The organism is Candidatus Avelusimicrobium alvi (assembly GCF_958451995.1).
GTDB classification, from domain to species: domain Bacteria; phylum Elusimicrobiota; class Elusimicrobia; order Elusimicrobiales; family Elusimicrobiaceae; genus Avelusimicrobium; species Avelusimicrobium alvi.
Genome location: NZ_CAUDSG010000037.1, coordinates 1 through 14,830 on the forward strand (window position 1 = coordinate 1; position 14,830 = coordinate 14,830).

The following is a 14,830-nucleotide window of genomic DNA, read 5'->3' on the forward strand; positions in this document are numbered from 1 at the left end:
TTTTTTTTTTTTGATACAGTGGGAAAATACGGCCCGTCTTGTTTGGCATTTTTATAAAGCGTCTGCGCTGGGCAAATCTGCGTTTTCCCGGAGTTTTTATGCAAAAAGGTTTCACTTTGATAGAACTGTTGGTGGTAGTGCTTATCATCGGTATTTTGGCGGCGGTGGCGCTGCCGCAGTATGAAAAAGCGGTGGAAAAAGCCCGTATGGCGGAAGCCGTATCGGCGGTGGAAACTATCGCGCGCGCCAACCGGATGTATTTTATGGCAAACGGTTCTTATACCAAAGACATCAATGATTTGGATGTCGGATACGCGGGCAGCGGCAAATACGGGCATCTGCCGGACCAAGTTGGGCGGTACTTTATTTTTTCGGCGAGTGCACACGGACTCAGCGGCTATATCGCTTTAGTCAGCCGCCGGGTGGACGAAAACGATACCAGCGGGGAAAAGGTCTATTCGCTGGCTATCAAGCAAGACGGCAAACGGATGTGTTCGCTGTATTCCAGAGCCACACCATACCAGCGGCAGATGTGCACCGAGTGGGCCGAAAATAATGTGCTGAACTGGTAACGGACCGATATAAAAACCCCCGCTTCTGTCAGGAAGCGGGGGTTTTTTGCAGCCTGAAACTTATTTGTCGGAACCGATTTCCTGCGCAGGTTTTTTGCTGGACAAAATGGCCCAGCTCAACACGGCGAGCAGGAAAATAACGATTACCCAGCCGATTTTGCCCAAGGGGGTAAAATCGTTGTGGTAGTTCACGATGATAGGAGCCACGATAACGGCCACCATGTTCACCACTTTAATCAGCGGGTTAACGGCGGGGCCGGCGGTGTCTTTCAACGGGTCGCCCACGGTGTCGCCCACCACGCTGGCTTTATGGCGTTCGGAGCCTTTGCCGGTGTTGGCGGCAATGTCGGAAGGTTCGTCTTCCACCACTTTTTTGGCGTTATCCCAGCTGCCGCCGGCGTTGGACATAAATACCGCCAGAAGCTGGCCGGAGACGATAATCCCGGCTAAGAATCCGCCCAGGGCTTCCACGCCGAAGGCCAGACCGACCACTACCGGGGACACGATGCCCAAAAGCGCCAGAATAATCAGTTCTTTCTGCGCGGCGACGGTGGAAATGCTTACGGCGCGCGTATAATCGGGCCGGGCTTTGCCTTCCAGCACCCCGCCTTTAAACTGGCGGCGCACTTCCTGCACAATCAGCGCGGCCGCGCGGCTGACGGCGTTAATGGCGAAAGAAGAGAACAGCCACGGCAGCGCCGCACCCACCAGCATACCCACGAACACGACCGGGTTGGAAACCACAATGCCCACCTGCGACAAAAGCGTAAGCACTTTGGCTTCTCCGGCGGCGGCCCAGGCGTCGTTAAGCAGACGCTGGACGTTGCTCACGTCCACCATATAAGAAGCAAACAGCGACACGGCCGCAATCACCGCCGAGCCGATGGCTACGCCTTTGGTAATGGCTTTGGTGGTGTTGCCCACGCCGTCCAGGTCGGCCATAATCTGGCGGGCTTTTTTGGTGTCTTCGTCTTCCTGCCCGTGCCAGGCCATTTCGCCGATGCCGTTGGCGTTGTCGGCGATGGGGCCGAAGGAGTCCATCGCCACGTTGTTGCCGGTTAACGTCAGCATACCGATACCGGTCATGGCCACGCCGTAGAGAATGAAGTTGAATTTTTCCACGGGGGACAAACCGTCAATCGTGCCGAAAATGACGACGGAGCAGAAAATGGACGCCGCGATGACCAGCGTCGTCCACACGGCCGATTCAAAGCCCACCGCGATGCCGGACAGAATGGTCGTAGCCGAGCCGGTGGACGTGGATTTTTTGATTTCCTGCACGGGTTTGTTTTCCGTGCCGGTAAAGTATTCGGTCAGGCGGTCAATGGTGATAGCCAGCAGAATACCGATGGTGGTGGCGGCGAAAGGTCTCCACCAGCCGCCGGGCACGGTGTTCATATAGAAGTACGCCAACACGCCGAAAATAATCACCGAAATGGTGGCCGAGATGCTGTAGCCTTTGAAAATGGCTTTCATCGCGTTGCCGGCGGTGCGTTTGGAATCTTTTACCGCATAGGTGCCGATGATGGAGCACAGCACGCCGATACCGCGCACCAGAAGGGGATACACAATCCACTCGTGGTGGCCGGTGATTCTCCACAGCGCGATACCCAAAATCAGGCCGGAGACGATGGTGACTTCGTAGGATTCAAAGATGTCCGCGGCCATGCCGGCGCAGTCGCCCACGTTGTCGCCCACCAGGTCCGCCACGACGGCGGGGTTGCGCGGGTCGTCTTCGGGGATGCCCGCTTCCACTTTACCCACCAGGTCGGCGCCTACGTCGGCCGCTTTGGTGTAAATGCCGCCGCCCACGCGCATAAAGAGCGCAAGGAGCGTACCGCCGAAACCAAAGCCCAGCAGGGCGTCCGGCGCGGCGATGCCGAAAATAATGAAAATAATGGTTCCGCCGAACAGGCCCAAACCGTCGGTAAGCATACCCGTTACGGTGCCGGCGCGGTACGCGATTTTAAGCGCGTCGCCAAAGCTGCGTTTGGAGGCGGCCGCCACGCGGACGTTGGCGTCCACGGCGATACGCATCCCCAGCTGGCCGACCAGAAGCGAAAACACCGCGCCCAAAATGAACGCGCCCGCGCGCCCGAAAGCGGCGATGAGTTTTACTTTCTCCGGGGACAGACCGGCAAACCGTTCCATGGAATCCTGGGACACCGGGACGATGTAAACGGAAAGGAAAAGGCAGACTGTCAACAATCCGATAAGCGGAAGGATGGTTTTGAGCTGTCTTTTAAGATAGGCGTTGGCGCCTTCTTTGATGGCTCCCCATACTTTTAACATTTCAGGGGTGCCAGTTTCTTCGCTGGTAACCTGTTTGCGCAGGAACAGCGCGTATAAAAGCCCCAGAATCGCAATGAACAACACGCCGAACAGCGCATATTGTTCAAAGGGTCTCAGGGCGGCAATTCCATACCACATTTGATAATCTCCTTTGAAACTTTGGTGAGACGTCCCCTATATTATAATATAATCCGCGCGCGTTGTGGCCGGCGGTGCGTGGGTCTTTTGGGCCCGGCGCGGCGGGCCTTTTGGCCCTTGTTTGAGGCGGTGCTTTTTTCTATACTATTACGTATGCAAAAAGTGTTGCGTCTTTTTATTCCGGCGGTGTTGGCAGCGGCGCTTTGCGGGGTTGGCTTTGCCCGGGAAAGCGGATACCGCACGCCGTTTTCGTCAGCGCTTGAAAAAGCGGTGCGCATGCGCCGCAGCGTACAGAAGAACCCCGGGATGAACCGCCTGTATATGATGCGCTTTTATTTTCCCAGCGGGCAGGTGCCCGTCGGCCCGGGTTTTTGGGAGAGACTGTTTGATGTGGGCGTAACGGACCAACACGTGCGCGCCACGGCTTTTTACCTGTTTAATATGTACGTCAGCACCGCGGCCTACGCCACGGACGTGCCGGGCAAACTGACGTTTAATTACCTGGGCGTGCTGGACGGATTTGGCATGGCGCGCAGACCTTTTGACGCATCCAAAGCCGCTTCGTTTTACCAAGAGCATAAAAAAGAAATAAAAGCCTGGCTGACGGAATTTTTCGCCAAGGCCAAACTGCCCGCCTATAATGCGCGGGACCCGTTAAACGATCGGCGCGAACTGGCGTTTTTGCAGGTGCTTGCGCGCTCGGCGCATCCGGCCGCGCCCGGCGGCGGTTACCGCCGGGCCGAAAAGAACTTGCTGCGCGGGGCCGTGAACGTGGCCGATAAAGAACTGCTGGCCAAATGGCTGCGGCGCGCGGTGGCGCAGGGGCGGCGGCAGGTGGTGGTGTTTGAGCAGCCCCAGCCTGATTTGTCGGCCCTGGACACCAAAATCAAACCTTTCAAAAGTACCATGCAGCGGCTGTACCGTTACGTAAGCGACGAGTGCAATTACTGCAGTTATCTGTTCGGGCGGTGCGCGTGCGAAGCGGTGGCTTCCCGTTCGGCAAACTGGGGGCTGATGCGTATATACCGGGTAGTGGCGCGGCCCGCTTCCGGCGAGTTTTTGCGTCCGGCGCAGGGGGAGCATTTTGTGCTGGCGGACGGCGCTTCCGCGCCGCCGTGGCGTTACCATACGGCCACGCTGCTCATCATGAACCGGGACGGCCGCTTTACCCCGGTGGTGGCGGATAAATTTTTAACGGGCGAGTCGCCCGCGCCGTTTGAAGAGTGGGTAAAGAAGTTCTCGGCTTCGCACACGGTTTTTTCGGCGGTGCCGTTTACGCGCAGCGAACGGGTGGAAAACGCCATCAAAACGCCGGAGGAACGCCGGGGGAAAAATGTCGTGGTGGCGGGCAAAGTGTTTGAGCCGTACCCTGTGCTGAAATAGATTTTCTGCGCCGTGCATAAAAAAGGCCCTCTTTGCGAGGGCCTTTTCGGTTGATGCGTGCGAATTATTTTTTGGAGCAGCCGCAGGAGCCGGATTTGGCTTTACCGCCCAGGTAATCCTGGCCGATATCTTCCAGGTCCTGCTCGTGTTCCACTTCTTCTTCCAGGATTTTGCGGATCAGGTTGCCCGTAATCATATCTTTGCCTTTCACCACGTCAAGCAGTTTGCTGTACACTTCAATCGCGCAGCGTTCGCCCTGAATGTTTTGTTTAAGCAGGGTTGCGGCGTCCGGGTCCGACGGGGCCAAGTAGCCGCACGTGCTTTGTTTGTACCATTCCTCCGGGCTCAGCACCGGGGTGCCGCCCAGTTCAATAATGCGTTTGGCCAGTTTGGTGGCGTGGTCCAGCTCTTCTGCGGCGTGTTCTTCCAGCTCCGGGATTAAGGCCGGTGCCATAGGCCCGGAGGCGATGCGTGCGCCTACCCAATACTGATAATACGCCAGCCATTCGTCGCTGTACGCTTTGTTGAGGAGTTTAATAAGAGCGTCTACGTCTACCCCCGCTCTTTCTACAATTTCTCTTCCTTTCATTCCCATATATTTACCCTCCGTTGGTGCTTCTTATTTACACAAAGCCCTGTTTTGGGACCGTTTACTGTGTATCCCCAGTATATAATTTCACACGCGGCGCGCAACCCCGTAAAAAGGGTTAGATTGGCCCGCCGCGAAGACAGCGGATAGCAGCCGCGCCGCCTGCGCTTATAAATGTATTGTTTTGCTTGGAGGGGCCATAAAAAAGCTCCGGCTGTTTGGCCGGAGCTTTTCCCTTGTATAAGTTTTAGAAGGTTCCCCCGATAACAAATCCCACCTGGTCGCTTCCGTCCTGCAGGTTGCGCGTATAATTGATGCCGACCGGGAACGGAAACCGCCACAATTTGTAAGACAGCGTGCCGCCCGTTCCGCTGTGGGGGCGGTAGCCGCCGCCCGCATAGACGTAGGCGATTTCATAAAAGGGCGCAATGGAGAGGAGTCCCGTGTCGTTGCGCAGGAGATAATAGATAAACGAAGCCGCCGTCCCCGCACCGCGCGAACCGCGTATCTGGCGGTCGTAGCGGCCCATCCCGCTGAGTAAATCGGTGGATACGATTTCGTCGCTAAACGACGCTTTAAACGCGTCCTGCGCGCGGGCTTCCACCACCAGCATATGGCGGTTTTTCAGCTCCAGCACCCAGGCCGCGTCCAGGCCGAGTTTGGAGATGTCGTAATCGCTCCCGGTCCAGTCTCCGCCGGAGGTATAAAAAACGTCCGCCACATAGCCGTGCCGTGCGCGGGGCAGGTTCTGCAGGCTTTTCTTTTTATCCGTCAGCCCGTAGCCGGACAGCGCACCCATGTTGGCTCCCTGGCGGATATCGTCGGATAGGCGCAGGCCGGCGGTAACCTGATTGTGATTGCCGCCGTCCAGTCTGTTTTGGGAATAGGTATAGCGCACATATTCCGGGCGTACGAACGCGTTCAGCGTGCGCGAAAGGCGGCGCATATAGGTAAGGGAAATTTGTTCTTTTTTGGTGTGTATTTGGCCCAGCAGGCGGCTGTTGTATTCGTCTTCATCGTCGGTGGTGGAAAACACGCCGAAGGTGTTGCTCCAGTAGTCTTGGTAGAAACGCTGGTCAAAATTAAGTTTGGTGAAATTGACGGAGAAAAAATCGTCCCCCACGCTGGCTCCCGCACTGGCGGAGAAACCGTCTTCACTGCCGCCCGCAAAGAAAAACGTGCTTTCGCCCTGTTTAAACAGGTTGCCCGCCGCCAGCGACACGGCGGCCGCGCTTTTGCCTCCTCCGGCCGCAAACGCGATGGGGAAAAGGTAATAACCGTCTTCGGCGGTGATGTCAATGTTTACCCGGCCGTTTTGGGGCGCAGCGTTGAAATCCAGCTTTTTAAATACGCGCAGGTTGTGCAGGTCGTCCTGCGCTTTTTCGTAGGCTTCGGGGGTGAATTCGTCCCCGGGTTTTAATAAAAAACGTTTTTGAAGCGTTTGCGGACTCATCCGGGTGGACGAAGCCGATACGCGCCCCACCGTGGCGGCGGGCGTTTGGGCCGAAAGCAGTCCGGCCCAGCAGAAGAGGGAAATAAGCAAAATAGTCTTTTTCATATGTATAAATTATAGCTTTTTCAAGGGTATAAATCTACCTACCGGTAAGTAACCATATACAGACGGCGTTCGGAGGGAATATGATATAATAAGAAGAAAGCTTATCTCCCGGAGGAATATGGACGACAAGTTTTCCAAAGAAGGTTTGACCTTTGACGACGTACTTCTCATCCCGCAGCACTCGCAGGTGTTGCCCAAAGACGTAAAACTCCACACGCGCCTGACCCAAAAAATCAAACTTAACATTCCGCTGATGAGCGCCGGTATGGATACGGTCACCGAGTCGCGCATGGCTATTGCCGTCGCGCGCGAAGGGGGTATCGGCATTATTCACAAAAATATGCCCGCCGCCCGCCAGGCCGCCGAAGTGGACGCCGTAAAAAGAAGCGACAACGGCGTTATCTCCAACCCCTTTTTTCTGCATCCCGAAGACACCCTCCAGCGGGCCTGGGAGCTTACGGCCAAATACCGCATTTCCGGCGTGCCGATAGTGGACGCGGATGAAAAGCTGGTGGGCATTATCACCAACCGCGATATGCGTTTTGAGCAGGACGGCTCGCGCCTGATTTCGGAACTGATGACCCGGGAGAACCTGGTTACCGCGCGGGTGGGCACTTCGCTTAAAGAAGCGCGCAACATTTTGCAAAAACACCGTATTGAAAAACTGCCGCTGGTGGATGAAGAGGGCCGCCTGCAGGGGCTGATTACCATTAAAGATATTGAAAAAAGCATCCAGTACCCGAACTGCGCGCGCGACGCGCAGGGCAGGCTTCTCGTCGGGGCCGCGCTGGGCATTACCAAAGATATGCTGGCCCGCGCCGAAGCGCTTTTAAAGGCCGAGGCGGACGTGCTGGTGCTGGATACGGCGCACGGCCACAGCCAGGGCGTATTGGAAGCCGTTGCCAAAATTAAAGCCGCCTTTCCGCACTGCCAGCTCATCGCCGGCAACGTAGCCACTGCGCAGGCGACGGAAGACTTAATCAAAGCGGGCGCGGACTGCGTAAAAGTGGGTATCGGTCCGGGCGCCATTTGCACCACGCGCGTGGTGGCCGGCATCGGTATGCCGCAGATTACCGCTATTTACGACTGCTACCAGGCCGCTAAAAAATACGATATCCCCATTATTGCCGACGGCGGCATTAAATACTCGGGCGACATCGCCAAAGCGATTGCCGCCGGGGCCAGCGCGTGTATGCTGGGCTCGCTGTTTGCGGGTACGACCGAATCGCCGGGCGAAAACGTCATTTATAACGGCCGCGCATTTAAAACCTACCGCGGGATGGGCTCCTCGGCCGCTATGCGCGCCGGCAGCGGAGACCGTTACTTCCAGGAAAACGCCAAAAAACTCGTGCCGGAAGGCGTGGAAGGCCGCGTGCCTTTCCGCGGCGCGGTGGGGGATGTGGTGTACCAGCTTTTGGGCGGGCTGCGCGCTTCCATGGGGTACTGCGGCGTAAAAACGCTTAAAGAACTGACCGAAACGGGCAAGTTCGTGCGCATTACCCGCGCGGGCCTGGTGGAAAGCCATCCGCACGATATTATGATTACCAAAGAAGAGAGCAACTACTCCAGCAAGGCGTTTTAAGTATGGCGAATGAACTTATTTTAGTGGCCGATTTCGGCGGACAGTACAACCAGCTCATCGCCCGCCGCGTGCGCGACCGGCACGTATACTGCGAGGTGGTGCCGTTTACGCAAATTGTGGCGGAAGCGAAAAAGCGCGCGCCGAAAGGCATTATTTTTACGGGCGGTCCCGCCAGCGTGTATGCGGACGGAGCCCCGACGGTGGACAAAGAAGTGTTCAGCCTGGGGATTCCCGTACTGGGGATTTGCTACGGCGCACAGCTGACCGCGCACCTCTTGGGCGGGAAGGTGGAAAGCCCGGCTTTTAAGGAATACGGGAAAGTGGCGCTGACGCTGACGGCGGACAGCCCGCTGTTTAAAGGGGTGGACCGCGAAACCACCTGCTGGATGAGCCACCGCGATTATGTGTCCCGGGTGCCGGACGGTTTTACGGTTACCGCGCGTACGGAGCTGTGCCCCGCCGCCGCTTTGGAGGATTCTTCGCGCCGGATTTACGGCGTGCAGTTCCATCCGGAAGTATTGCATACCCCTTTTGGGCAAACGCTTTTGCATAACTTTTTGTACGGCGTATGCGGCGTGTGCGGCGATTGGACGATGGGTAATTTTATGGAAGAGGAAATCGCCCGCGTGAAAAAAACCGTCGGGAACGGGCGCGTATTGTGCGCGCTGTCGGGCGGGGTGGATTCCTCGGTAGCCGCGGTGCTGGTGCATAAAGCGGTGGGGGACCGCCTGACGTGCGTGTTTGTGGACCACGGGCTTTTGCGCAAGGACGAAGGCGACCAGGTGGAACGCCTGTTTAAAGGCGCATACCAAATGAATTTAATCCGCGTGAACGCGCAGGAACGCTTTTTGTCCAAATTAAAAGGCGTAACGGACCCGGAACAAAAACGCAAAATCATCGGCGCGGAATTTATCGCCGTGTTTGACGAAGAAGCGAAAAAGCTGGGGCAGACTGATTACCTGCTCCAGGGCACCATTTACCCGGACGTAATTGAAAGCGGCAGCGGCCATTCGGCCGTTATCAAAAGCCATCACAATGTGGGCGGCCTGCCGAAAGATATGAAGTTTAAACTCTTGGAACCCCTGCGGCTGTTGTTTAAAGACGAAGTGCGCCGGCTGGGCGAAGAGCTGGGCATTGCGAAAAAACTCGTTTGGCGCCAGCCTTTCCCGGGGCCGGGTTTGGCGGTGCGGTGCCTGGGAGAGATTACCGAAGAAAAACTGCACTTAATCCGCGAGTCGGACGCTATTTTGCGGGACGAAATCGCCCAAGCGGGGCTGGAGGGGGAAATCTGGCAGTACTTTACGTTTTTGCCCAACATTAAAAGCGTGGGCGTGATGGGCGACGAGCGGACGTATTTCCACACCATAGGCATCCGCGCCGTAACCAGCACGGACGCCATGACGTGCGACTGGGCGCGCATTCCGTACGGCGTGCTGGAAAGAATTTCTTCGCGCATTGTAAGCGAAGTGGACGGCGTGAACCGCGTGATTTACGACGTAACATCCAAACCGCCCGCCACGATTGAGTGGGAATAAAAACACGGAGGCAATATGGTCAGACGCGATAAAATCAATTATTATTTGGATTTGGCGGACGTGGTGTCCAAGCGCTGTACGTGCCTGCGCCGGCATTACGGGGCCGTCATCGTCAAGAACGACGAAGTGATTTCCACCGGATACGTAGGCGCTCCCCGGGGCCGCAAGAACTGCAGCGATTTGGGCTATTGTATCCGCCAGCAGCTTAACATCCCCCGCGGCGAGCGTTACGAACTCTGCCGCAGCGTGCACGCCGAGGCCAACGCGATTATCAGCGCGGAACGCAATAAAATGATGGGCAGCACGCTGTATTTGTCCGGGCGGGAAGTGAGCAACGGCGAATATATCAAAAATTCGTGCAGCTGTTCCATGTGCAAGCGTATGGTGATTAACGCGGGGATTGAAAAAGTCATCATCCGCGATACCGAAAACGAATACCGCGAAATCAACGTGCAGGACTGGATTGACAACGACGAGTCTTTAGAAGGCACGCGCGGTTATTAAGCGGGTATGTAAATATAAAAAATCCGGGCATTTATGTGCCCGGATTTTTTTGCGCTGCGTACTATTATAATTCTTTTTCAAGCAGTACCATATCGCGGCATTGTTCGCCGCCGTCGTATATGGGCGCGCTGTAGTTTTTGATGAAAAAATCTTTAATCACGCCCGTGCGTTTAAAACCCAGCCGCTCGTAAAACGGCACAGGCGAGCGGTATATATCCGCCGTTCCCGCCACCATCTTTTTAAATCCGTTTTCCCGGCAGGCGTGAAAGACAAATTCGCATAAACGCATCCCCAGCCCGCGCCCGCGTTCTTCGGCGGACACGGCCAGGTTTTTCAGTTCGCAAGTATCTTTTGAAAGCGGCAGTATGCACGCCTGGGCGCATACGCGTCCGTCCCGCACGGCGGCGTAGACGCGGCATTCGGGCAGGTAGCGGCGCACAACGGCGGCCTCCGGGTCTGCCTCCAGGTACAACGCCCACAGCTGCGGTGTTTCTTTGTCGGTAACGGCGGTAAATTGCATAAGGTATCTTAGCGTTTTTAAGGCGGGCCCGGCAAGCGTTTCGGGCAAAAAAATCCCGCCTTTCGGCGGGTATTTTGTTTAAATGGCGGAGTCGACGAGATTCGAACTCGCGGTCTCTGCCTTGACAGGGCAGCGTGTTAACCAGGCTACACCACGACTCCATTTATTTCTGACTACCTTTATATTTTAGCTTAATTCGGGCTTTTTCGTCAACAATTTTTAAACCGGCTGTTTTGTATGGGAAATTAATCAAACTTCCCCCACAAAATTTGCTCCAGTTCCAGTTCCACGCCGTGTTTTTCTTTCACTTTTTCGCGCACCTGTTCCATTAAGCTTTTGATGTCCTGCGGGGTGGCGTGGTTGAAATTAACGATAAAACCCGCGTGCTTTTCGGACACTTTCGCCCCGCCCACCGACAGGCCGCGAAGCCCTGTGTCGTCAATTAAGCGCGAGGCGTAATCGTTGGCCGGGCGTTTAAACACGCTTCCCGCGGAAGGGAAATCCAGCGGCTGTTTTTCAATGCGTTTGTGCAGCACGGTGTTGCGCGTTTCAATCAGCTGGGTAAAGTCTCCTTTCTGGAGTTTAAATCCCGCCGAAAGGATAATACAGTCCTGCACGCCTTCCACTTTGCGGTACGCGTGTTGGACTTCTTCTTTTAACAGGGTGGCCGGGCGGCCTTCAAAGTCAATCACGTCAAAGTATTCCAGGCTGTCAAACGTTTCCTGGCCGAACGCGCCCGCGTTCATATAGACGGCTCCGCCCACGCTGCCCGGAATGCCGGACAGTTTTTCCATTCCGCCCAGGCCCGCCTCGCAGGCGATTTCGCACGCTTTATCCAGCGCCGCGCCGGCTTCGGCCCGGACGTATTCGCCTTCCGCGCTGACGTGGTTCATCCGTTTGGTGGAGCAGACAATGCCGCCCACGCCGCTGGCGCTGACCAAAATGTTGGAGCCGAACCCGATGACCCGCAGCGGCACGTTAGCCGTCCGGGCGAGTTTTAATACAAAGCTCCACTCTTCGCGGGTTTTGGGGTATACGTACACTTCCGCCGGACCGCCGGCGCGGTACGTGGTGTGCTGCGCCATCGGCTCGTCAAAAAGGCAGTTATCCCCGAAAAAAGCTTTTAGTTCCTGTTTGTAGTCCATAGGAGCGGCGGGTTAAAAATTCAGGCCGATGCCTCCCTGCAAACCGTGGTTGTTGGACGTTTTGGTATACGCCGCAAACACGTAAACGAACGGGAAGGGTTTTAAATTCACGCCGGCGGTGTAGCGCATGGCGCCGTCCGAAGTGGAGCGGGAGGGAAAGAGGTCTCTGGTTTTGAGTTCGCCGTAATCATACCCCATTCCCACGTAAGGCGTCAGGAACAATACGTTCATGGAAGCCACGGCGGAAGCGGAATAATGGTCGGTGGTGTACCAGTCGGTCTTGCCGCGGTCGTAAAATCCGGAAAGGGAGATGTGAATCGTGTCAAACAGGCCGAAATTATATTTAAGGCCCCCGCCCAGCGATTCAAAGCCGTTCATATCGGTGCCGCGCACCACTACGCCCAAATCCAGCACCGGGATTTTGGTTTCCGCGGTGATAAAACCCGTGTAAATATAATCTTCGGACGAGATATTATTGGAAGAAGACGGCTTGATGGCGCTGAAGGTGGCGCCCACGTCAAACCCCGGGAAAGAGGTGCCTTTGCCGGTGTGGAAGTCGGCGATGCCGATTAAGGTGTTGATGTCCTTATTATAGGCGGACAGGTCGGACGCGGCGGTGTAATGCGCGCGGAAGTCGTCTGCGATGTTGGCGGCAGAGGCGTAGCCCGCAAAGGCCAAAACGCCGAGTAAAGCGGTCAGAAGTTTTTTCATAGTTCTCCGTTGCGAAATTTAAAGATATATAATATCATAGAAAAAGACGGGGGGATACGCAACCCGCCAGACGGAAAACCGATTTATATTTTGATGCGCAGAGGAGAACTTATGGTAAGTGAACTCGCCGGAACGCTGACGAAGCAGAAAATTGATACAAATGCTTTAAGAGAACAGTTTTTTAAACCACAGGGCACGCCCGTGCCGGTGAAATTCGGCACCTCCGGCCACCGCGGCAGCCTGGGAACGGGCTTCTGCGCGCTGCACGCCCGCGCCATTGCGCAGGCCGTGGCCCGCATTCATAAAGAGCAAAACATTACCGGCCCGATTTTAGTGGGCGGCGATACGCGCCTGATGTCGCGCGATACGGCGGATATCTGCGCCGAAGTATTGGCCGGGAACGGCTTGCCCGTCATCCTGCCCGATATGCCGCTGCCGACGCCTGTTTTTTCGTTTGAAATCATCAGCGGCCGCGCGAGCGCTTCGTTAAACGGCACCGCCAGCCACAACCCGCCCCAGGATATGGGCCTGAAATACAATCCCTCCAACGGCGGTCCGGCGGATGCGTCGCTTACTTCTTTAATTGAAAAGTACGCCAACGAATATATGGCGCACCCGGAAGAAATCAAATCCGTTTCCTTGGAAGAAGCCCGCCAGCAAGGCCTCGTGCGCGGGACCGACGTTATCACGCCCTACATTACCGCGCTTGCTAAATTTATTGATTTTAAAGCGATTGCCCAGTCCCCTTTGAAATTTGCGGTGCACCCGCTGGGCGGCAGCAGCCTGGCTTTTTACGAAGCCATCAAAGCCAAGTACCATTTGGATAATGTGGACATCGTCAGCAAAGTGCAGGACCCGACCTTCTACTTCATCCCGATTGACCACGACGGCAAAATCCGCATGGATCCGTCGTCTAAGTATCCGATGTCGCCGCTGATTAAATTCGTGGAAGACGGCACCTACGATTTTGCCGGCGCGAGCGACCCGGACGCCGACCGCTTCGGCTGCGCCACCAAAGAAGGCGGGCTGATTGCTCCCAACCATGCGCTGTGCGTCATGGCGGACTATCTCTACCGCCACAACAAAGTGCGCGACGCGCATTCCATCGGCCGCACGCTGGGTACCACGTCCCTGCTGGACCGTATCGCCGCGTCTTACGGCCTTAAACTGGATGAAGTGAACGTGGGCTTTAAATACTTTGTGGAAGGCATTGTAAAGCGCGAGTATATTTTGGCGGGCGAGGAGAGCGCCGGGATGTCCGTCAGCGGCTGGACGCCGGAAAAAGACGGCATTTTCGCCGTATGTCTGCTGATGGAAATTATGGCGACGGAAGGCGACATCGCCGGCTTGTACAACAAGCTGACCGCCAAACACGGCACGCCTTATTATACCCGCGTGGACGTTCCGACGGATGAAGAAACCAAGAAACGCGTGAAAGGCTTAAAAGCGGCCGATTTTGAAACCCTCCATCAGGTGGCGGGCGAAAAAGTTACCCGCGTGCGCGATACGGACGGGATTAAAGTGTACCTGCAGAGCTCGTGGTTTCTGGTGCGCCCTTCCGGCACGGAAAACATCCTGAAAATCTACGCCGAAACCTTCGTCAGTCCGAAACATTTGGACGGACTGATTGAAGCCGCCAAGAACTTGCTGGCCAAGTAATTCGGCCCGGCTTTGATTGTATGCGGACCAAAGATTTTTTCTTTGGTCCGTACTTTTTATACTGCCAAACAGTAAATAAAACCGCTCGGGCGACACGGGCCGGCGGCGTTTATTTGTTACAATAGAAATATGCTTAATTTCTTATATGTGGGACTCGGCGGCTTTGTGGGTGCGGCGCTTCGTTACGGCGTCAGCGCGGGCGCGGCCGCGCTTGCGTTTCGGGGCCACTGGGCCACGTTTTGCGTCAATGTGCTGGGCAGCCTGGCCATTGGTTTTTTTGCGCCGTATTTTGAATCTCCCTCCCATCCGGCGCGTTTGTTTTTGATTGTAGGCGTGCTCGGCGGGTTTACGACGTTTTCCTCCTTTTCGCTGGATACGCTTTCCTTATATCATAACCGGGAATTTTGGCTGGCCGCGTGCAATGTGCTGTTAAATGTGCTGATGTGTCTGGCGGCGGTATGGGCGGGCTTTAAGCTCCACCACGCGTACTGCTGATTTGTTGTCCTTTTTTTTCTTCGCTCCCGCTTGATGGGGCATCTCCAAAAGTTTTTCTCCCAAATATCTAAAAGTACCGTATTTCGCTGAACCCTGGCCAGGCCAGAGCCCCAAGGCCTGGAAGGCCTTGACTCGTTTTTTTTTTTT

Annotated in this window: 13 protein-coding genes and 1 tRNA gene; 7 read left to right on the forward strand and 7 right to left on the reverse strand. The window is 55.7% G+C overall.

All coding sequences use genetic code 11. The features are described 5' to 3' along the window. Window positions 1–98: 98 nt before the first annotated feature. Window positions 99–572: a type IV pilin protein gene (locus ACQY36_RS06800; protein ID WP_428078491.1), complete on the forward strand. Its 474-nt coding sequence runs from the start codon at window positions 99–101 to the stop codon at window positions 570–572. Between the two features lie 60 nt (window positions 573–632). Here the strand turns inward: ACQY36_RS06800 and ACQY36_RS06805 are convergent, their stop codons facing one another. Continuing rightward, window positions 633–3,002, reverse strand: coding sequence for a sodium-translocating pyrophosphatase (locus ACQY36_RS06805; protein WP_428056163.1), 2,370 nt, complete (start codon window positions 3,000–3,002; stop codon window positions 633–635). Window positions 3,003–3,155: 153 nt separating this feature from the next. Here ACQY36_RS06805 and ACQY36_RS06810 point away from each other — a divergent pair, with 153 nt between their 5' ends. Beyond that, window positions 3,156–4,385 carry a hypothetical protein gene (locus ACQY36_RS06810; protein WP_428056165.1) on the forward strand — a complete coding sequence of 410 codons (1,230 nt, stop codon included), beginning with the start codon at window positions 3,156–3,158 and terminating at the stop codon, window positions 4,383–4,385. Window positions 4,386–4,449: 64 nt separating this feature from the next. On the opposite strand, the gene ACQY36_RS06815 is transcribed toward ACQY36_RS06810, so the two are convergent. Beyond that, window positions 4,450–4,980: a ferritin-like domain-containing protein gene (locus ACQY36_RS06815; RefSeq protein ID WP_428078492.1), complete on the reverse strand. Its 531-nt coding sequence runs from the start codon at window positions 4,978–4,980 to the stop codon at window positions 4,450–4,452. Window positions 4,981–5,221: 241 nt separating this feature from the next. After that, a complete protein-coding gene (locus tag ACQY36_RS06820; protein WP_428078494.1) occupies window positions 5,222–6,532 on the reverse strand; it encodes a POTRA domain-containing protein in 1,311 nt (436 codons plus the stop codon). Between the two features lie 118 nt (window positions 6,533–6,650). Between ACQY36_RS06820 and guaB the strand changes: the two genes are divergently transcribed. Genes guaB through ACQY36_RS06835 form a run of 3 tightly spaced genes read left to right on the forward strand, consistent with a single transcriptional unit; the run spans window position 6,651 to window position 10,153 of the window. Further along, complete coding sequence (gene guaB, locus ACQY36_RS06825) at window positions 6,651–8,114, forward strand: IMP dehydrogenase (RefSeq protein WP_428078496.1); 1,464 nt, start codon at window positions 6,651–6,653, stop codon at window positions 8,112–8,114. A 2-nt stretch (window positions 8,115–8,116) separates the two neighbouring features. After that, window positions 8,117–9,649, forward strand: coding sequence for a glutamine-hydrolyzing GMP synthase (gene guaA / locus ACQY36_RS06830; RefSeq protein ID WP_428078499.1), 1,533 nt, complete (start codon window positions 8,117–8,119; stop codon window positions 9,647–9,649). Window positions 9,650–9,664: 15 nt separating this feature from the next. Then, entirely contained in the window at window positions 9,665–10,153 is a 489-nt protein-coding gene (locus ACQY36_RS06835) for a deoxycytidylate deaminase (protein WP_428056175.1), read from the forward strand. Window positions 10,154–10,217: 64 nt separating this feature from the next. On the opposite strand, the gene ACQY36_RS06840 is transcribed toward ACQY36_RS06835, so the two are convergent. From ACQY36_RS06840 to ACQY36_RS06855, 4 genes are all read right to left on the reverse strand, one after another. Continuing rightward, a complete protein-coding gene (locus ACQY36_RS06840) occupies window positions 10,218–10,673 on the reverse strand; it encodes a GNAT family N-acetyltransferase (protein ID WP_428078501.1) in 456 nt (151 codons plus the stop codon). Window positions 10,674–10,756: 83 nt separating this feature from the next. Beyond that, window positions 10,757–10,834: transfer RNA gene (locus tag ACQY36_RS06845), tRNA-Asp, on the reverse strand. A gap of 84 nt (window positions 10,835–10,918) precedes the next feature. Continuing rightward, on the reverse strand, window positions 10,919–11,818 hold the full coding sequence (gene murB, locus ACQY36_RS06850; RefSeq protein ID WP_428056177.1) for a UDP-N-acetylmuramate dehydrogenase: 900 nt from the start codon (window positions 11,816–11,818) through the stop codon (window positions 10,919–10,921). A 12-nt stretch (window positions 11,819–11,830) separates the two neighbouring features. Continuing rightward, window positions 11,831–12,529: a hypothetical protein gene (locus ACQY36_RS06855; RefSeq protein WP_428070657.1), complete on the reverse strand. Its 699-nt coding sequence runs from the start codon at window positions 12,527–12,529 to the stop codon at window positions 11,831–11,833. 111 nt (window positions 12,530–12,640) lie between these two features. On the opposite strand from ACQY36_RS06855, the gene ACQY36_RS06860 reads away from it, so the two are divergent. Together ACQY36_RS06860 and crcB are read left to right on the forward strand one after the other, a co-directional pair. Further along, window positions 12,641–14,188, forward strand: coding sequence for a phosphoglucomutase (locus ACQY36_RS06860; RefSeq protein WP_428078503.1), 1,548 nt, complete (start codon window positions 12,641–12,643; stop codon window positions 14,186–14,188). Window positions 14,189–14,317: 129 nt separating this feature from the next. After that, entirely contained in the window at window positions 14,318–14,683 is a 366-nt protein-coding gene (gene crcB / locus ACQY36_RS06865; protein ID WP_428056183.1) for a fluoride efflux transporter CrcB, read from the forward strand. Window positions 14,684–14,830 lie beyond the last annotated feature (147 nt).

Coding starts and splice junctions, on each gene's coding strand:
- murB (WP_428056177.1), bottom strand. CDS start 11,818: ATGGACTACAAACAGGAACTAAAAGCTTTTTTCGGGGATAACTGCCTT.
- ACQY36_RS06810 (WP_428056165.1), top strand. CDS start 3,156: ATGCAAAAAGTGTTGCGTCTTTTTATTCCGGCGGTGTTGGCAGCGGCG.
- ACQY36_RS06840 (WP_428078501.1), bottom strand. CDS start 10,673: ATGCAATTTACCGCCGTTACCGACAAAGAAACACCGCAGCTGTGGGCG.
- ACQY36_RS06820 (WP_428078494.1), bottom strand. CDS start 6,532: ATGAAAAAGACTATTTTGCTTATTTCCCTCTTCTGCTGGGCCGGACTG.
- ACQY36_RS06860 (WP_428078503.1), top strand. CDS start 12,641: ATGGTAAGTGAACTCGCCGGAACGCTGACGAAGCAGAAAATTGATACA.
- ACQY36_RS06835 (WP_428056175.1), top strand. CDS start 9,665: ATGGTCAGACGCGATAAAATCAATTATTATTTGGATTTGGCGGACGTG.
- crcB (WP_428056183.1), top strand. CDS start 14,318: ATGCTTAATTTCTTATATGTGGGACTCGGCGGCTTTGTGGGTGCGGCG.
- ACQY36_RS06800 (WP_428078491.1), top strand. CDS start 99: ATGCAAAAAGGTTTCACTTTGATAGAACTGTTGGTGGTAGTGCTTATC.
- ACQY36_RS06815 (WP_428078492.1), bottom strand. CDS start 4,980: ATGGGAATGAAAGGAAGAGAAATTGTAGAAAGAGCGGGGGTAGACGTA.
- ACQY36_RS06805 (WP_428056163.1), bottom strand. CDS start 3,002: ATGTGGTATGGAATTGCCGCCCTGAGACCCTTTGAACAATATGCGCTG.
- guaA (WP_428078499.1), top strand. CDS start 8,117: ATGGCGAATGAACTTATTTTAGTGGCCGATTTCGGCGGACAGTACAAC.
- guaB (WP_428078496.1), top strand. CDS start 6,651: ATGGACGACAAGTTTTCCAAAGAAGGTTTGACCTTTGACGACGTACTT.
- ACQY36_RS06855 (WP_428070657.1), bottom strand. CDS start 12,529: ATGAAAAAACTTCTGACCGCTTTACTCGGCGTTTTGGCCTTTGCGGGC.